This is a genomic window from Pseudomonas peli (assembly GCF_050563605.1).
GTDB lineage: Bacteria > Pseudomonadota > Gammaproteobacteria > Pseudomonadales > Pseudomonadaceae > Aquipseudomonas > Aquipseudomonas peli_A.
Genome location: NZ_JBNXUH010000008.1, coordinates 38,138 through 52,881, shown reverse-complemented (window position 1 = coordinate 52,881; position 14,744 = coordinate 38,138). Strand labels below are relative to the sequence as shown.

The window sequence follows — 14,744 nt, the reverse complement described above, 5'->3', positions numbered from 1 at the left end:
GGAAAACGGGCTTTTGGTTCGGGCTTGTTGATGCCTTGCTTAGGCTGCGGGGCGCAGACCGTAGGCCGCCAGTTGCTCGGCACTGCCGCTGTGCTGGATCAGGCGTGGGTCATCCAGTGGCAGGCTGTGGCCCGTCTGCACTTCGATCAGCGCCTTGAGCTTGAGCGGGTCGATCTTGCCGTCAGCATCCACCACATTCTGCAGGTCTTGCGGGTCAACCTGCGAGGTCAGGCCGCCGGGCAGGTAAATCGCACCAGTGGCGAAGTCGATACCAAAGGCGATCAGCCCCGGAATCACATAGAAGAGGATGCCGATTGCGTTGAGCCCGGCCACCATGGGGTCGATGCGGCCTTCGATCTGGCCGCGGCGATCCGGGAAGAACAGGGTGCCGCAGGCGGTCAGTTGAGTGAGCAGCGCGGCGACGATAAGGCCACCGATAACGCGGGTTTGGGTGCGCATTGAACATCTCCATGGAAAAAGTGGCGCAACTATACCAATGCCTGTATTGCAATGCCGCTGCGTCAGGCGCTGCCAGCGTTATTTCGCGCAGTCATACCTAACAGTCAGACAGCGCCAATGCTCCACAGGTTCGCCGTTATAATCCTGCGCCTTGAATGGAGCCCGCATGAATTCCCTGCCAATCGATGTGCTGCTGCCTGAGCTGTGTCAGGCCCTTGCCCTGCGTGATGAGGCGGTGCTGGAAGCGCCGCCCGGTGCCGGCAAGACCACCCGTGTGCCACTGGCGCTGTTGACCCAGCCTTGGCTGGCCGGGCAGACCATCATCATGCTCGAGCCTCGGCGGTTGGCGGCGCGGGCGGCGGCCGAGCGCCTGGCCAGCGAGTTGGGTGAAACGGTGGGGGAAACCGTTGGCTATCGCATTCGCCTGGACAGCAAGGTCGGCCCGCGTACCCGTATCGAGGTGGTCACTGAAGGTATTCTGGCGCGGCGGCTGCAGGATGATCCGGCGCTGGAGGGTGTCGGTCTAGTCATCTTTGACGAATTTCACGAGCGCAGTCTTGATGCGGACCTGGCGCTGGCGCTGTGCCTGAATGGCCGGGCGATGTTTCGCGGTGCGGACTCTGGCGAACTGCCGCTGAAGGTGTTGCTGATGTCGGCGACCCTGGAAGGCGAGCGGTTGGCGGGTTTGCTGGGTGATGCGCCGGTGCTGCGCAGCGAAGGGCGGATGTTCCCGGTGGATATCCGCTGGGGCGCGCCCTGGCAGACGGGCGAGTGGCTGGAGCCGAAGGTGCTGCAGTGCGTATTGCAGGCGCTGGCCGATGAGCCGGGCAGCCTGCTGGTGTTTCTGCCGGGGCAGGCGGAGATTCGCCGGGTCAATGAACAGCTGGCCGAGTCCCTGGCCGGACGTCGCGATGTGCTGCTCTGTCCGCTGCATGGCGAGCTGGACCTCAGCGCCCAGCGCGCCGCCATCGAAGCCGCACCGCCGGGCCTGCGCAAAGTGGTGCTGGCGACCAATATCGCCGAAACCAGCCTGACCATCGACGGTGTGCGCGTGGTAATCGATGCCGGCCTGGCGCGAGTGCCGCGTTTTGACCCGAACAGCGGCATGACCCGCCTGGACACCCAGCGCATTTCCCGCGCCTCCGCCACCCAGCGCAGCGGGCGGGCCGGGCGCTTGCAGCCGGGCGTCTGCTATCGCCTGTGGTCGCAGGCGCAGCATGAGCAATTGGCGGCCTACGGCACGGCGGAAATGCTCCAGGCCGACCTCGCCGGCCTGGCCCTGCAACTGGTGCGCTGGGGTGTACAGCCGGCCGAACTGGTCTGGCTCGATCCGCCACCGGCGGCTGCCTATGCCCAGGCTTTGGAGCTGCTGGCGCGATTGGGCGCGGTGGATGCTCAGGGCGTGCTGACCAGTCACGGCCAGGCCATGGCCGAGCTGCCGACTCATCCACGTATCGCCCATCTGCTGCTGCGTGGTCAGGAGTTGGGCCTTGGTCCGCTGGCTTGCGATCTGGCCGCCTTGCTTGGCGAGCGCGACATTCTGCGCGGCGCGGGCGCCGATCTGCACAGTCGCCTGGCGCTTCTGGCCGGCGAGTCGCGGGCCGCCCGTGGTGCCCAAGGCGGCGTGCAGCGCGCTCGGCAATTGGCTAGGCAGTTTCAGGGGTACCTCAAGCGCAAGCCCAGCCCTCAGGCAGTCAGCGATCCCGAGCATCCGCGCTGGCTGGGCGCGTTGTTGGCCTTCGCTTACCCGGATCGCATCGCTCAGCAGCGCCGCGCCGGGGGCGCGGAATACCGTTTGGCCAACGGCCGGGCGGCGCTATTTGCCGAAGTCGATGGCCTGATGAAACACAGCTGGCTGGTGGTGGCGGACCTGGGCAGTCGTCAGGGGCAGCGTGAAGAGCGTATCTACCTGGCCGCTGAGCTGGAACCAAAGCTATTCGAGGGGGTGCTGGCTGAGCAGGTCAGCACCCTGGACGTGCTGGATTGGGATGAACGCGAAGGCGCCCTGCGCGCCGAACGCCAGCGCAAGGTCGGTGAGCTGGTGCTGTCACGCGAGGCGTTGACCGGGCTCGATGCACAGCAACGCAGCCGCGCCATGCTCGGCCTGGTGCGGCGCAAGGGCCTGGCGCTGTTGCCCTGGACGCCGGAGCTGCGCCAATGGCAGGCGCGGGTGGCGTTGCTGCGCACGCTGGACTTGGCCAGCAAGGACGCCAGCGAATGGCCAGATGTCAGTGATGCTGCCCTGCTGGCGACGCTGGAGAGTTGGCTGCAACCCTATCTGGATAACGTCACCCGGCTTAGCCATTTCGCCAACCTGGATTTGCCCAGCCTGCTGCTGAATCTGCTGCCCTGGCCGCTGCCGCAGCGTCTGGATGAGTTGGCGCCACGCGGCGTGCAGGTGCCGTCTGGTTCGCGCATCAGTCTGGATTACAGCGAGCAGCCGCCGGTGTTGGCGGTGCGTCTGCAGGAGTTATTCGGCTTAGCCGATACGCCGCGCATCGCCGGCGGTCGCCAGGTGGTCAAGCTGCACCTGCTGTCGCCAGCGCGGCGGCCGGTGCAGGTGACCCAGGACCTGGCCAACTTCTGGCGCAGTACCTATGCCGAAGTGAAGAAAGACCTCAAGGGCAGGTACCCGAAGCATTATTGGCCGGATGATCCGCTGATCGCCGAACCGACGGCGCGGGCCAAGCCGCGCAAGTAGGCGTTAGGGCAGGCGCAGGTCCTCGCCAGCTGCCGTAAGTTCCGCATAGGCCCGATCCAGCGCATCGCGCAGTGCTTCGGCGCCTGGCGCATGGCTGGAGACGATCAGCTTCAGTGGGATACGTTGCAGCTGAATAAACGGCAGTTCGGACATGCCCAGGCGTTTGCGCGCCTGTTCCACCGGGGTCTGGTAGTCGAGGAGAAAATCACCGCGACGGCGCTGGAGCATTTCCAATGCGGCGGTGTGGGTGCCGGTACGGTGTTGCTCTACGGCCAGCTGCGGGTCGTTGAGCATTTCATTGACCGGCTGCCAGTAGGTGTAGCCGCTGATCATGATCACCCCGCGGCCCTTAAGATCCTCGGGCAGGCGCGGCATCAGGGTGTCGCGGCGGAAATACAGGTTGAGCACGATTTCGCCGAGCCGGGTGTGGGTTTCCAGGGTGTGCTCGCGCAGTTCGACTTTTCCCGGCGCGCCGGGCCAGATTTGCACGCTGCCATCCTGCAGGCCGTTATACAGCCGCGCGCTGGGGTAGGAGCGCAGTTCTGCGCGGTAGCCGGCGTGCTCCAGCAGGCGCTTGCTCAATTGCAGGATGGCGCCTTTGGGTCGGCCCCGACTGTCGGTGTAGGAATAGGGCGGAAACTCGTAATAACCCACCTGCACCAATGGTCGTGGATCATTGGCGGGGGCGGCGAAGCTGGCGCTGCAGTAGAAGGCTGCAGCCAGCGCGAGGCAGAGAAATCGTGGCATCAAATGGGCACGTACTGCGGCTATCTGCCGTCTTTTCGTTATGAAAGTGTCACATTGAGCGAGCATGGCTAACTGCCAGCAGCTTTGTCCAGTGGCTTACTGAAAAAGCTTAGTCCAGCGTCGGCAGCAGCAAGCGGGCGAGCACCGGTAGGTGGTCGGAAATCCCTAGGCTGTCGTGCTGACGCACCTGGCTGTCGAGTAGCGTCAATTGTGGGCTGTGGAACAGGTAGTCGAGGGTGCGATCCGGCCCGGGCACTGTCGGGTCGTTGGGGTAATGGGTGTACCAGCGCGCCTGGTCGATGCCGTTGGCTTGCTCCAGGCTGGGCACCATCGGGTAGCGCTCGGCCAGTTGTTGCAGCTCACTAGCCGGGCTGTACCAGCTGCGCTGGTTCTCGGGCAGGCGCTGATATTGGCCGGGCGGCAGCAGGTTGAAGTCGCCGCCGATAACCCAGGGCGTGCCGTCGGCCTGGAGCTGATCAAGCAGGCTGGCGGTCATGGCCACTTGGCGCTGCATGGTGTCATTGCCCTGGGCGAAGGCATCCAGGTGGGTGTTGATGGCGACCAGCTCGCCACCGCCACGCACGGGCAGGTGGCTTACCAGCAGGGCGCGCTTGAGGTTGAACTGGCGGCTGATCGGGTTGGCGGGCATCAGCGGCAGTTGCAGGCGTTCGGCGCGGGCGATCTGAAAGCGGCTGAGGGTGCCCAGTTGCATGCCGACGCTGCCGAGAATCTGCGGATGCGGCACAAATGCGGCCTTCCAGTAATAGGCCTGGGTGCTGCACGGGTAGATGTCGCTCAAGCGCTCATGCAGTAGCGCCAGCTGGTTCTGGTAGTCGGTGGCCTTGGCACCGTTGTGCAGCTCCTGCAGCAGAACAATATCCGGCTGCTCGTCACGCAGGATGCGCGCCACCTCATCCAGGGTAAATGCCAGGTCTTCTGTGCTGGGGCGCTGGTCGGGGCCGCTGCCGTCTGCCAGGTCGTACCAGAACACATAGCGCTTGCCGGCCAGGTATTGAATGTTCCAGGTCATCACTTTCAAGGCCTGGCCCGGCTGCAGTTGCGGCGCATTGGTCTGGCAGCTCACGGGAGCGGCTTCGCGGGCGGCTGGGTGCCAGGTCAGGCTGTAGATCAGCGCGCCCAGCACGCAGAACAGGCTGGCGAGGCTGAGCAGGGAGAGGCGCAGGAGTCGAGGCAGGGGCATAAACAGGGTCGCCGGCGGGTGAACTATGCTGAGGGAGCATACCGGAGATGCGGGGCGATGCCGATGTTGCAGCGCCTTGCGCGGGTGCTTCAGGAGGTCGCATGAATAACCCAACAATTGCTCAGCGCAGCCCCTATGCGGTTGCGGTCACGGCCGGCAACGACTACTTCTGGTGCCGCTGCGGGCTAAGCGCAGCGCAGCCTTTCTGCGACGGCAAGCATAAAGGCAGCGGTTTCACCCCGATGAAATACCACGCAGACAAGGACGCTACCTTGTACTTCTGTGGCTGCAAGCACACGCAGACGCCGCCCTGTTGCGATGGCAGCCATAACAGGTTGTAGTAACGGCTTTTGCAGTAACTGGGTCGGGGACAGGTTATGTACCGCAAGGTGTTTGCCAACAAGGTATTCGACCGCAAGGTTGTGGTGATTACGGGCGGCTGCGCCGGCATCGGTCGGGCGTTGGCTATGCGTTTGGCGCAGGCGGGGGCGCGGTTGGTGATCTTCGATCTGCAGCAGCAGGCGCTCGACAGCCTGGTGCAGCACCTGGCCGATCACCACAACGCCGAGGCCCTGGGTGTGCTCTGCGATGTGGCCGATGCCGCAGCGGTGGAGCGGGCGATGGCGCTGACCGTCGAACGCTTTGGCGGTATCGATGTGCTGGTCAACAACGCCGGTATTACCCACCGCAGCAGTTTTGCCGACACCGAGCTGGCGGTGTTCCAGCGGATCATGGCGGTCAACTATTTTGGCGCGCTGCATTGCACCAAGGCCGCGCTGCCCAGCCTGATCGCCCGCAGTGGGCAGATCATCGTGCTCAGTTCTCTGTCAGGCTTCGCCCCGCTGCTTTATCGCAGCGCCTACAACTCCAGCAAGCATGCCCTGCACGGGTTGTTTGAAACCCTGCGGTATGAGCTGAAAGGCTCCGGGGTCAATGTGATGCTGGTGTGCCCCGGCTTTACCGCCACTGACCTGCGCAAGAATGCCCTGGTGGGCGATGGCTCGGTGGCCGCGCAGCCGCCATTGGCGATGGGCAAGGTGGCCTCGCCGCAGGATGTCGCCGAGGCGATTTACCACGGCGCCTTGAAACGCCGTCGGCTGCTGGTGCTATCGAATGTCGACTGGCGCGCGCGGGTGCTGGCGCGGTTTTTCCCGAGGCTGTTCGAGCGGGTGCTGCTGCCGCGTTTGTCCGGCTTGAAGCCGCAGCGTGCGGGACGTTCCTGATGCGCCACACATGGCTCGGTCTGCTGCTGTTGCTCGGGATGCCGCTGCAGGCCGAGGAGCCGCCTGCGTTGTTGGTGATGACCGATATCTGGCCGCCTTTTCGTATGCAAGAGGGCGATGGGGCGCTGAGCGGGTTGGATATCGATTTGCTCGATCAGCTCAGTCAGCGCACCGGGCTGCGCTTCGAGGTGCAGCGTGCTCCCTGGGCGCGTGGTCTGGCGGCACTGCAGAGTGGCAAGGCCGATTTGATGACCGGTCTGGCGAAAACCCCCGAGCGGGAAGGCTATATCCACTACCTGCAGCAGCCTTACTACGCCTGTGCACCGCGTTTCTATGCGGCCCCCGCACAGGCCAAGGCGCTGCAGCGCTACAACCAGTTGGCCAGTCTGACGATTGGCCATGTGCTGGAGTCGGCGTATTTCGAGCCGTTTGATTCGGATCAGCAGCTGCGCAAAACCGCGGTCAACACGGAGAACCAGTTGTTGGAAATGCTGGTGCGCGGACGCCTGCAAACGGTGATCGGCACCGATTGCCAGGTCGATTATGAATTGCGCGATGCGCGCTGGAATGGCCGTATCGCCAAGGCGGCGTTTCAGCCCGAGGCGCGTACCGATTTGTATATCGGCTTCTCCCGCCAGCGCGGCTTGCAGGCGCAGTATCAGCAGGTAAGCGAAGCACTGGCGCAGATGCAGGCCGAGGGCTGGGTTGCCAAGGCGGCGCAGCGTTATCGGTCCGCCGCGCCCTGAGCTTTACCGCCTCAGCCATCAGTGCTCGTGCGGCTCGATATACAGCTCGTAGACCATTTCCAGATCCCAGAACGCCGCCTCAATCTTGTGTCCGTCGAGGTCGCGGACAAAGCAGCCGTAATAGGGTTCGCCATATTCTGCGCGTGGGCCGGGGGCGCCTTCATCGCTGGCGCCGGCCTCCAGGGCGGCCTGGTAGAAGTCGTGCACGGCGGCCTTGTTCGACGCTACAAAGCCAAAGTGGCTGCCGTTGCCGATACTCGCCGGCTTGCCGTTGATCGGCGTCTGCACCCAGAACTCCGGGTATTCGCGGCCGTAGGCGACTGCGCCAGGGTGGGCGAGTACGCGTTTGCAACCGAGGGTGGCGAGGACCTGATCGTAGAAGGCGGTGGCCTTGTCGAACTGATTGGTGCCGATGGAGATATGCGAAAGGATGCTGGGGTTGGCGTCAGCCATGGGCCTGTCCTCCTTGGGTGGTCGCTGGCGTTCACTCGACTTCGGGCTGGGCGCTGCGCAGCATAAATAGACGAAACAGCACTACGCTTGAGAATAGTTGTAAAAAGCGACTTGCGCAGTCCAGCAGCAGGCTGGCCAGGGCGTTGTCGGCGAAGGTTTCGCTGGAGTGGCTCCAGCCGTCGAGCAGCCACAGCGGCAGCATGACAATCAGGATGCAACCGAGCATGGGCCAGAAGTAACCGCTGCTCAGTTGGAAGCTCTCGTGCAGCGCCTTCATCGGGCTCAGGCCGCGCAACACCAGCAGGTATTCGGCAAACGCCAGTTTGACCATCAGCCAGATTCCCGGCAGCACGAACAGCGACGCGCCGAGCAGAATCGCCAACGTATTGAGCCCCGCCAGCAGAGCAAAACTTGGCCACAGTCGTAGGCTGGCGGCCAGCAGATCGCGGGCGCGCGGCTGCAGGCCCTGGCTGCGTGCATCGAGAAACAGAATCAGCGCGGCGCTATACAACGGGTAGAACAGCAGGCCGGCGAGCAGGCGCCAGAGGGTGGCGGATTCGGCGGCCACCAGGCTGGTGACTTGCAGTAGCAGCAGACCTTCGAGCACGATCAGTGGCAGGCACAGGCGGGCAATCGCCGCCAGGTTGTGGCTGAAGAAATACCAGGAGTCGCGCAGGGCGGAGAGCATATTCATGGGGGCAGGTCGTACTCGAATTCAGGCTCGCACTCTAGCTGATCCTGCTTGTCGCACCCAGCAACGCGGCAAGCAGATCGGCGCTGGTAAGCACTTCGGCATATTCATCGCGCAAGTTCGCCATGGCCATGGCGTGCACTTCATCGGCACTGCGCAGCTGCCCGTAGTAGTCGGTCTTGTCGAAGGTGTAGCAGGCATCCGCCACCACTTGGGTGATAAAGCCCAGATTGCTGGCGCTGCGTGCGGTGGCTTCAACCGAATTCTCACTGGCCACCCCGACTATCACCAGGCGACGGATAGCGCGGGCATGTAGCCAGCGTTCGAGGCCGCTATGGGTAAAGGCGTCGGTCACGTTCTTTTCGAACACCTGCTCGGTAGCCCGTGGCTCCAGTGCCGGTTGGAACAGCGCGCCACGTTGCCCCGGCGCAAACACCGAGTCGGCCTGACGGGAAATATGGCGGATATGCACCAGCGGCAAGCCCGCACTGCGCCAGTACTCAAGTAGCTGAGCGATGCAGGCTTCGGCGCCCGGGTTGTTGCGCGGTGTGCTGACGCGCTGGATGCCTTGCTGCATATCGATAATCAGCAGTGCTGGGGTTTCTGGCGTATTGGCGGGGCTTGGATGCATTTCGACCGTCCATGGCTGTTGGCTGGCATACTGCGCGCTGACTTTAACCTGAGGGCTTTCTGCCCGTCAGCCGCATGATGAGGATTACCGGTGAAGAAGATCGCCGTATTCGCCGATGTACAGAACCTCTATTACACCGTGCGCCAGGCCTATGGTTGCCATTTCAACTACGCCGCGCTGTGGGCCGATATCAGCCAGCATGGGCAGATTGTCGAAGCCTACGCCTACGCCATTGATCGCGGTGACCAGAAGCAGCAGCAGTTTCAACAGATCCTGCGCAACCTCGGTTTTACCGTAAAGCTCAAGCCGTTTATCCAGCGCAGCGACGGCTCGGCCAAGGGCGATTGGGATGTGGGCATCACCATCGACATCATGGACGCCGCGCCGCGGGTGGATGAGGTGGTGCTGGCCTCCGGTGACGGTGACTTCGACCTGCTGCTGGACAAGATTCGCGGCAGTTATGGCGTCGAGGCCGTGGCCTATGGCGTGCCGGGGCTGACCGCGCAATCGCTGGTACGCGCCGCTAGCCGCTATGTGCCGATCGACGGTGCACTGTTGCTGAGAAACTGAGCAATGCTTGCCGATTCCATCGCCGTACTCGACTTCGAAACCACCGGCATGTCGCCGGCCCAGCAGGCGCGCGCCACCGAAATCGGGGTGGTGATCGTCGAGGATGGGCGGATCGTCGCGCGCTACCAGAGTCTGATGAACAGCGGCGCCTGGGTGCCGCCGTTTATCGAGCAGCTCACCGGTATAAGCAACGCCATGCTACGCACCGCACCGCCGGCCGCGCAGGTGATGCAGGAAGTGGCGGAGTTTGTCGGCGATCGTCCGCTGTTGGCGCATAACGCCAGTTTCGATCAGAAGTTCTGGGACGCCGAGCTGGCGTTGATTCGCCGTCAACGTGTGCAGCCGTTTGCTTGTTCATTGCTGTTGTCGCGCCGCCTGTTGCCCATGGCGCCTAGCCACAAACTGGGCAACCTCAACCGCTGGGCCGGCCTGCCGGACACCGGTAAGGCGCACCGGGCTTTGGCCGATGCGGAGATGGCGGCCAATCTGACCTGCTTTATGGCGGCGCTGCTGCGTGAACGCCACGGCATTGTCGATATCTCCCACGAGCTGTTGTGCAACCTACAGCGGGTGCCTGCGGCGAAGATGTCGCTGGCGTTGCAGAAAATCCGCGACCACGCATTCAGTTAGCGAGCGCTTGCTGCAATAAAAAGGCTGCCATCCGGCAGCCTTTTTGCGTTTCAGGCGTACTCAGTTCTGCGCCAGCTTCTGCTCGTATTGGGCGAGCATCTTCTGTGCATGGGCCACTTCCAGAGCCTCCATGGCGTTGATCGGTTTGATCGCCACGGCGCGCTTGAGGTGCTGCAGGGCTTTGGCCTGTTCGTCGTCGCCGTACACGTAGGTCAGGGCGTTGGCGTATTCGTAATGGCCGATCGGCAGGTTGTCCTGGGCTTTGAAGCTGCGGCTGAAATACTTCTCCATATTGTCGGCGCTGACGCCGTAAGTCATGCGCCCGACCATCTTGCCGACCTTGCGGATCACCCCAGCCTCATAGCCGCCATACAGGGCCAGGGCGAAGGGCTGTTGCGGATGTTTGGCCAGCAGGGCTTTCAGCTCTTCGGGGATCTGCGAGGTGTAGCCGCGCTTGAGTACCACCGGCACCGACAGTTCTTCGCCCAGGCGCGCCTTGGCGTACACCCGGCCGAATTGCGCCACGGTATCGGCCTGTACCAGCTCGCCAGCCTGATCGGTGTAGGTGATCACTTCTTCCAGCAGCTTGTGCTTCTCGGCCTGGTCGGGCACCAGGAACATGGCGTAGACCACCTGGGCGAACATGGCTGGGATCTGTCCGCCAACACCCAGGGCCAGGCCCTGTTTCTTCGCTTCGGCAAAGTCGCCGCGGAACATCAGGCGCCAGACGTCCTGCAGTTTCTCCGCATAAAGCTCGGCTTCTTCCGGTTTGCCGGTAAAACCGGTGTTGGCCAGTACGGTTTTTTCCAGCGCCTGGGGGTGGGTCGTGGCCATGGTCACAACCCAGTCGGCGTCGGGGAACGGGTAGTCGGCGCCGAAGCCGCGAGTCAGTTGCGGCCAAGCCTGGCGCAGTTTGTCGCCCGAGTAGCCATAGGCGCTTTGGTCGTAGGGGAAGGGCTTCCAGTTGTCGGCGGCGACAGCGCTGAAGCTGCAGGCGGCAAGTAGGGCAATAAGTGTGCGGCGCATGGCGATGACCTGATTGTTGTAGGTATGCGTCGATCATAAAGCGCTGTCGCCCGCGCCCCACCCATCCAAGGATGAGTTGCGCAGGGTTTCAGTTCGCCAGGGTCGCACCGCTGCCGACCTTAAGCATGGTTGTCCTTGTGCTGGAACTGGCGGCGGTACTGGTTGGGTGACAGTTCCGTGTGCTGACGAAACAGCCGGGCGAAGAAGCTCGCATCGTCGTAACCCACTTCGTAGCTGATGGTCTTGATGCTTTTGCGGGTGGCGCTGAGCAGACCTTTGGCGGTTTCAATGCGCAGGCGTTGCAGGTAGTGCAGCGGTTTATCGCCGGTGGCGGTCTGGAAACGGCGCATAAAGTTACGGATGCTCATGCCGTGCTCGCGGGCGACATCTTCGAAGCGGAACTTGTCGGCGAAGTGATCCTCCAGCCATTGCTGGATCTGCAGGATGGTCATGTCGTGGTGCAGCTTCTGTCCGCCAAAGCCGATGCGGCCGGGGGCGTAGTTGCGTTGTACTTCATAGAGAATGTCACGGGCCACGCCCTGGGCCACGCTGGCGCCGCAGAAACGTTCGATCAGGTAGATGTAGAGGTCGCAGGCTGAGGTCACGCCGCCAGCGCAATACAGGTTGTCGGCATCCGACAGGTGCTTTTCCTGATTGAGCAGCACCTTGGGGAAACGCTCGGCAAACTCGTTGAAGAAGCGCCAGTAGGTGGTCGCTTCCTTGCCGTCGAGCAGGCCGGCCTGGGCCATCCAGAACACCCCGGTGGCTTCGCCGCAAATCGCGCTGCCAGCGGCGTGGCGCTGCTTCAGCCAGCTGAGTACTTGTGGGTGGCGCTGGCACAGGGCGTCGAAGTCATCCCAGAAGGCCGGCAGGATGATCACGTCGGCATCTTCCAGGGCGCCATCGACCGGAATCAGCACGTCGCTGAAGCTGCGCACCGGTTGGCCATCCGGGCTGACCAGGTGGATTTCGAAGGTCGGCGTCAGGCCCAGGCCCTGCTGTTTGCCGTAGCGCAGGCTGGCCATGTGGAAGAAGTCCTTGGCCTGCATCAGGGTCGAGGCGAACACGCCTTCGGTGGCAAGAATGCTGACGCGGTGCAGCGGCGCTGGTGACTGAATAGGCATAGATATTGTTCTTATTAAGGCTAAGTGGTCATGAGCTGGCTGGATCGTCTTATTTTTTGGCGCTTGTGTCCAGTGTGACCAAGCGTTTGCTTGGCTAAAGTCGAGGCCACTTTAAAACCGCTCTATCAAGCAGGTGTTGCCATGATCCCCAGAACGATTTTCAGCTCCGAACACGAACAGTTTCGCGACAGCGTGCGCAAGTTCCTTGAGCAGGAAGCCGTGCCTTTCCATCAGCAGTGGGAAAAGGACGGTCATATCGACCGCGCGCTGTGGAACAAGGCGGGGGAGGCGGGGATGCTCTGCTCCCACATTCCGGAAGAGTACGGCGGCATGGCCGCGGATTTCCTCTACAGCACCGTGGTGATCGAGGAAGTCGGCCGCCTGGGGCTGACTGGTATCGGTTTCTCCCTGCATTCGGACATCGTCGCGCCATACATCCTGCATTACGGCAGCGAAGCGCAGAAGCAGCATTACCTGCCCAAACTGGTGTCTGGCGAGATGGTCACTGCCATCGCCATGACCGAGCCAGGCGCGGGCTCCGATCTGCAGGGCGTAAAAACCACCGCCGTGCTGGATGGTGATGAGTACGTGATCAATGGCTCGAAGACCTTTATCACCAACGGCTTTCTGGCTGATCTGGTAATCGTCGTGGCCAAGACCGATCCGAAAGCTGGGGCCAAAGGCACCAGCCTGTTTCTGGTTGAAGCCAATACGCCCGGCTTCTCCAAGGGCAAGCGTCTGGAAAAGGTCGGCATGAAGGCCCAGGACACCTCCGAGTTGTTCTTCCAGGACGTGCGCGTGCCAAAGGAAAACCTGCTGGGGCAGGCCGGCATGGGATTCGCCTACCTGATGCAGGAACTGCCGCAGGAGCGTTTGACTGTCGGTATCGGTGCCTTGTCCTCGGCCGAGGCGGCGCTGCAGTGGACCCTGGAGTACACCCGCGAGCGCAAGGCATTTGGCAAGCCGATTGGTGATTTTCAGAACACCCGCTTTAAGCTGGCAGAAATGGCCACGGAAATTCAGATCGGCCGGGTGTTTGTCGACCGCTGCCTGGAGCTGCATCTGCAGGGCAAGCTGGATGTGCCGACTGCGGCCATGCTCAAGTACTGGGGCACTGATCTGCAGTGCAAGGTGCTCGATGAGTGCGTGCAGCTGCACGGCGGCTACGGCTATATGTGGGAATACCCGGTGGCGCGCGCCTGGGCCGATGCGCGGGTGCAGCGCATTTATGCGGGCACCAACGAGATCATGAAAGAGATCATCGCCCGCTCGCTGTGATCGAGCGCTGAATAAAAAAAGCCCGGCTATTGCCGGGCTTTTTTATGTCTCATGTAGCGATCAGGGTGCTGGGTTGGGCTGGGTTTTGTGAATCGCCTCGATACCAGTCAGTACCTCGACAGAGAGTTTAAGTTCGCTGCTGGTCAGGTTGCTGTCCAGTTGCTCCAGGCTGGTCGCACCGATGATATTGCTGGTGACGAAGGGTTGCGCGGTGACAAAGGCCAAGGCCATCTGCGCTGGATCCAGACCATGCTCGTGCGCCAGAGCGACATAGCGTGCGCAGGCGCTTTCCGACTCCGGGTTGGTGTAGCGGGTAAAGCGGCTGAACAGGCTGATCCGCGCATTGGCCGGGCGGGCGCCGTCAGCGTACTTGCCGGAAAGCATGCCGAAGGCCAGGGGTGAGTAGGCCAACAGGCCGCATTGTTCGCGGATGGCTATTTCCGCCAGGCCTACTTCGAAGCTGCGGTTGAGCAGGTTGTAGGGGTTCTGGATCGATACGCTGCGCGGCCAGCCGCGTTGTTCGGCCAATTGCAGGAATTTCATGGTGCCCCAAGGCGTTTCATTGGACAGGCCTATATGGCGGATTTTGCCGGCCTTGACCTGTTCATCCAGGGCGTCGAGGGTTTCCTCCAGCGGCGTGTATTCGCTGTCCTGGTGGCGATAGCCGAGCTGGCCGAAGTAGTTGGTCGGGCGCTCCGGCCAGTGCAGCTGGTACAGGTCGATCCAGTCGGTTTGCAAGCGCTTGAGGCTGGCATCCAGCGCTTGGGCGATATGCGCGCGGTTGTGTTTGAGCTGACCGTCGCGGATATAGCCGATGCCATTGCCAGGGCCGGCGATTTTGCTGGCCAGCACCCAGTCGGCACGATCACCGCGCTGCTTGAAGTAATCACCGATGATTTTTTCGGTCTTGCTGTAGGTTTCTGCGCGCGGCGGTACCGGGTACATCTCGGCGGTATCGATGAAATTTACCCCGTGGGCCTTGGCGCGTTCGATCTGGGCGAAGCCCTCGCTAGAGCTGTTCTGTTCGCCCCAGGTCATGGTGCCCAGGCACAGGCTGCTGACCTTGAGGTCCGTGCGGCCGAGTTGACGGTAATCCATTGCAAGCTCCTTGAAAAAACGGGTTGGCATAATCGTGTTGAAATTCTCCGCGCAATCTGCATAATTGCGCACCTCTTTCTGCAGTGGAAGTGATGCGCCGCCTGCCGAAGAATCTTGCCGTATTACGGACGCGCTGACCCGAGCCCCCGATAGCGCCTGTTTTCGG

General features: G+C 62.4%; 16 protein-coding genes. 7 read left to right on the top strand and 9 right to left on the bottom strand.

Annotated elements, in window-relative coordinates; all coding sequences use genetic code 11:
• Positions 1-39 precede the first annotated feature (39 nt).
• Positions 40-459, bottom strand: a complete 420-nt coding sequence (locus ACQ4LH_RS11575) for a polyribonucleotide nucleotidyltransferase (protein WP_339413838.1) — start codon at positions 457-459, stop codon at positions 40-42.
• Positions 460-625: 166 nt separating this feature from the next.
• Here ACQ4LH_RS11575 and hrpB point away from each other — a divergent pair, with 166 nt between their 5' ends.
• Positions 626-3,160, top strand: coding sequence for an ATP-dependent helicase HrpB (gene hrpB, locus ACQ4LH_RS11570; RefSeq protein ID WP_430697298.1), 2,535 nt, complete (start codon positions 626-628; stop codon positions 3,158-3,160).
• Positions 3,161-3,163: 3 nt separating this feature from the next.
• On the opposite strand, the gene ACQ4LH_RS11565 is transcribed toward hrpB, so the two are convergent.
• A complete protein-coding gene (locus tag ACQ4LH_RS11565) occupies positions 3,164-3,907 on the bottom strand; it encodes a substrate-binding periplasmic protein (RefSeq protein ID WP_430697297.1) in 744 nt (247 codons plus the stop codon).
• Between the two features lie 109 nt (positions 3,908-4,016).
• A complete protein-coding gene (locus tag ACQ4LH_RS11560) occupies positions 4,017-5,108 on the bottom strand; it encodes an endonuclease/exonuclease/phosphatase family protein (RefSeq protein ID WP_430697296.1) in 1,092 nt (363 codons plus the stop codon).
• Positions 5,109-5,209: 101 nt separating this feature from the next.
• On the opposite strand from ACQ4LH_RS11560, the gene ACQ4LH_RS11555 reads away from it, so the two are divergent.
• From ACQ4LH_RS11555 to ACQ4LH_RS11545, 3 genes are read left to right on the top strand one after another with little or no spacing between them, the layout of a single operon-like run.
• A complete protein-coding gene (locus ACQ4LH_RS11555) occupies positions 5,210-5,449 on the top strand; it encodes a CDGSH iron-sulfur domain-containing protein (RefSeq protein WP_430697295.1) in 240 nt (79 codons plus the stop codon).
• Between the two features lie 36 nt (positions 5,450-5,485).
• Positions 5,486-6,331 (top strand): SDR family oxidoreductase, encoded by an 846-nt coding sequence (locus ACQ4LH_RS11550; RefSeq protein WP_339522970.1) that lies wholly within the window; start codon positions 5,486-5,488, stop codon positions 6,329-6,331.
• The gene (locus ACQ4LH_RS11545) at positions 6,331-7,077 is read left to right on the top strand and encodes a substrate-binding periplasmic protein (RefSeq protein WP_430697294.1); all 747 of its coding nucleotides are present in this window, start codon (positions 6,331-6,333) and stop codon (positions 7,075-7,077) included. The genes ACQ4LH_RS11550 and ACQ4LH_RS11545 overlap by 1 nt, the downstream gene beginning before the upstream one ends.
• 18 nt (positions 7,078-7,095) lie before the next feature.
• Here the strand turns inward: ACQ4LH_RS11545 and ACQ4LH_RS11540 are convergent, their stop codons facing one another.
• Genes ACQ4LH_RS11540 through ACQ4LH_RS11530 form a run of 3 tightly spaced genes read right to left on the bottom strand, consistent with a single transcriptional unit; the run spans position 7,096 to position 8,852 of the window.
• Positions 7,096-7,530 carry a VOC family protein gene (locus ACQ4LH_RS11540; protein ID WP_430697293.1) on the bottom strand — a complete coding sequence of 145 codons (435 nt, stop codon included), beginning with the start codon at positions 7,528-7,530 and terminating at the stop codon, positions 7,096-7,098.
• A 31-nt stretch (positions 7,531-7,561) separates the two neighbouring features.
• Positions 7,562-8,224, bottom strand: a complete 663-nt coding sequence (locus ACQ4LH_RS11535) for a YciC family protein (protein ID WP_430697292.1) — start codon at positions 8,222-8,224, stop codon at positions 7,562-7,564.
• Positions 8,225-8,258: 34 nt separating this feature from the next.
• Positions 8,259-8,852 (bottom strand): cysteine hydrolase family protein, encoded by a 594-nt coding sequence (locus ACQ4LH_RS11530; RefSeq protein WP_430697291.1) that lies wholly within the window; start codon positions 8,850-8,852, stop codon positions 8,259-8,261.
• A 90-nt stretch (positions 8,853-8,942) separates the two neighbouring features.
• Between ACQ4LH_RS11530 and ACQ4LH_RS11525 the strand changes: the two genes are divergently transcribed.
• Together ACQ4LH_RS11525 and ACQ4LH_RS11520 are read left to right on the top strand one after the other, a co-directional pair.
• Positions 8,943-9,422, top strand: coding sequence for an NYN domain-containing protein (locus tag ACQ4LH_RS11525; protein ID WP_108489414.1), 480 nt, complete (start codon positions 8,943-8,945; stop codon positions 9,420-9,422).
• 3 nt (positions 9,423-9,425) lie between these two features.
• Positions 9,426-10,052 (top strand): 3'-5' exonuclease, encoded by a 627-nt coding sequence (locus tag ACQ4LH_RS11520; RefSeq protein WP_430697290.1) that lies wholly within the window; start codon positions 9,426-9,428, stop codon positions 10,050-10,052.
• Positions 10,053-10,112: 60 nt separating this feature from the next.
• Here the strand turns inward: ACQ4LH_RS11520 and ACQ4LH_RS11515 are convergent, their stop codons facing one another.
• Together ACQ4LH_RS11515 and ACQ4LH_RS11510 are read right to left on the bottom strand one after the other, a co-directional pair.
• On the bottom strand, positions 10,113-11,078 hold the full coding sequence (locus ACQ4LH_RS11515) for a hypothetical protein (RefSeq protein ID WP_430697289.1): 966 nt from the start codon (positions 11,076-11,078) through the stop codon (positions 10,113-10,115).
• A gap of 119 nt (positions 11,079-11,197) precedes the next feature.
• On the bottom strand, positions 11,198-12,103 hold the full coding sequence (locus ACQ4LH_RS11510) for a GlxA family transcriptional regulator (RefSeq protein ID WP_430697431.1): 906 nt from the start codon (positions 12,101-12,103) through the stop codon (positions 11,198-11,200).
• A 240-nt stretch (positions 12,104-12,343) separates the two neighbouring features.
• On the opposite strand from ACQ4LH_RS11510, the gene ACQ4LH_RS11505 reads away from it, so the two are divergent.
• Positions 12,344-13,480, top strand: coding sequence for an acyl-CoA dehydrogenase family protein (locus tag ACQ4LH_RS11505; RefSeq protein ID WP_339522961.1), 1,137 nt, complete (start codon positions 12,344-12,346; stop codon positions 13,478-13,480).
• Positions 13,481-13,540: 60 nt separating this feature from the next.
• Here ACQ4LH_RS11505 and ACQ4LH_RS11500 read toward each other — a convergent pair whose 3' ends face one another.
• A complete protein-coding gene (locus tag ACQ4LH_RS11500; RefSeq protein WP_430697288.1) occupies positions 13,541-14,578 on the bottom strand; it encodes an NADP(H)-dependent aldo-keto reductase in 1,038 nt (345 codons plus the stop codon).
• Between the last annotated feature and the right edge of the window lie 166 nt (positions 14,579-14,744).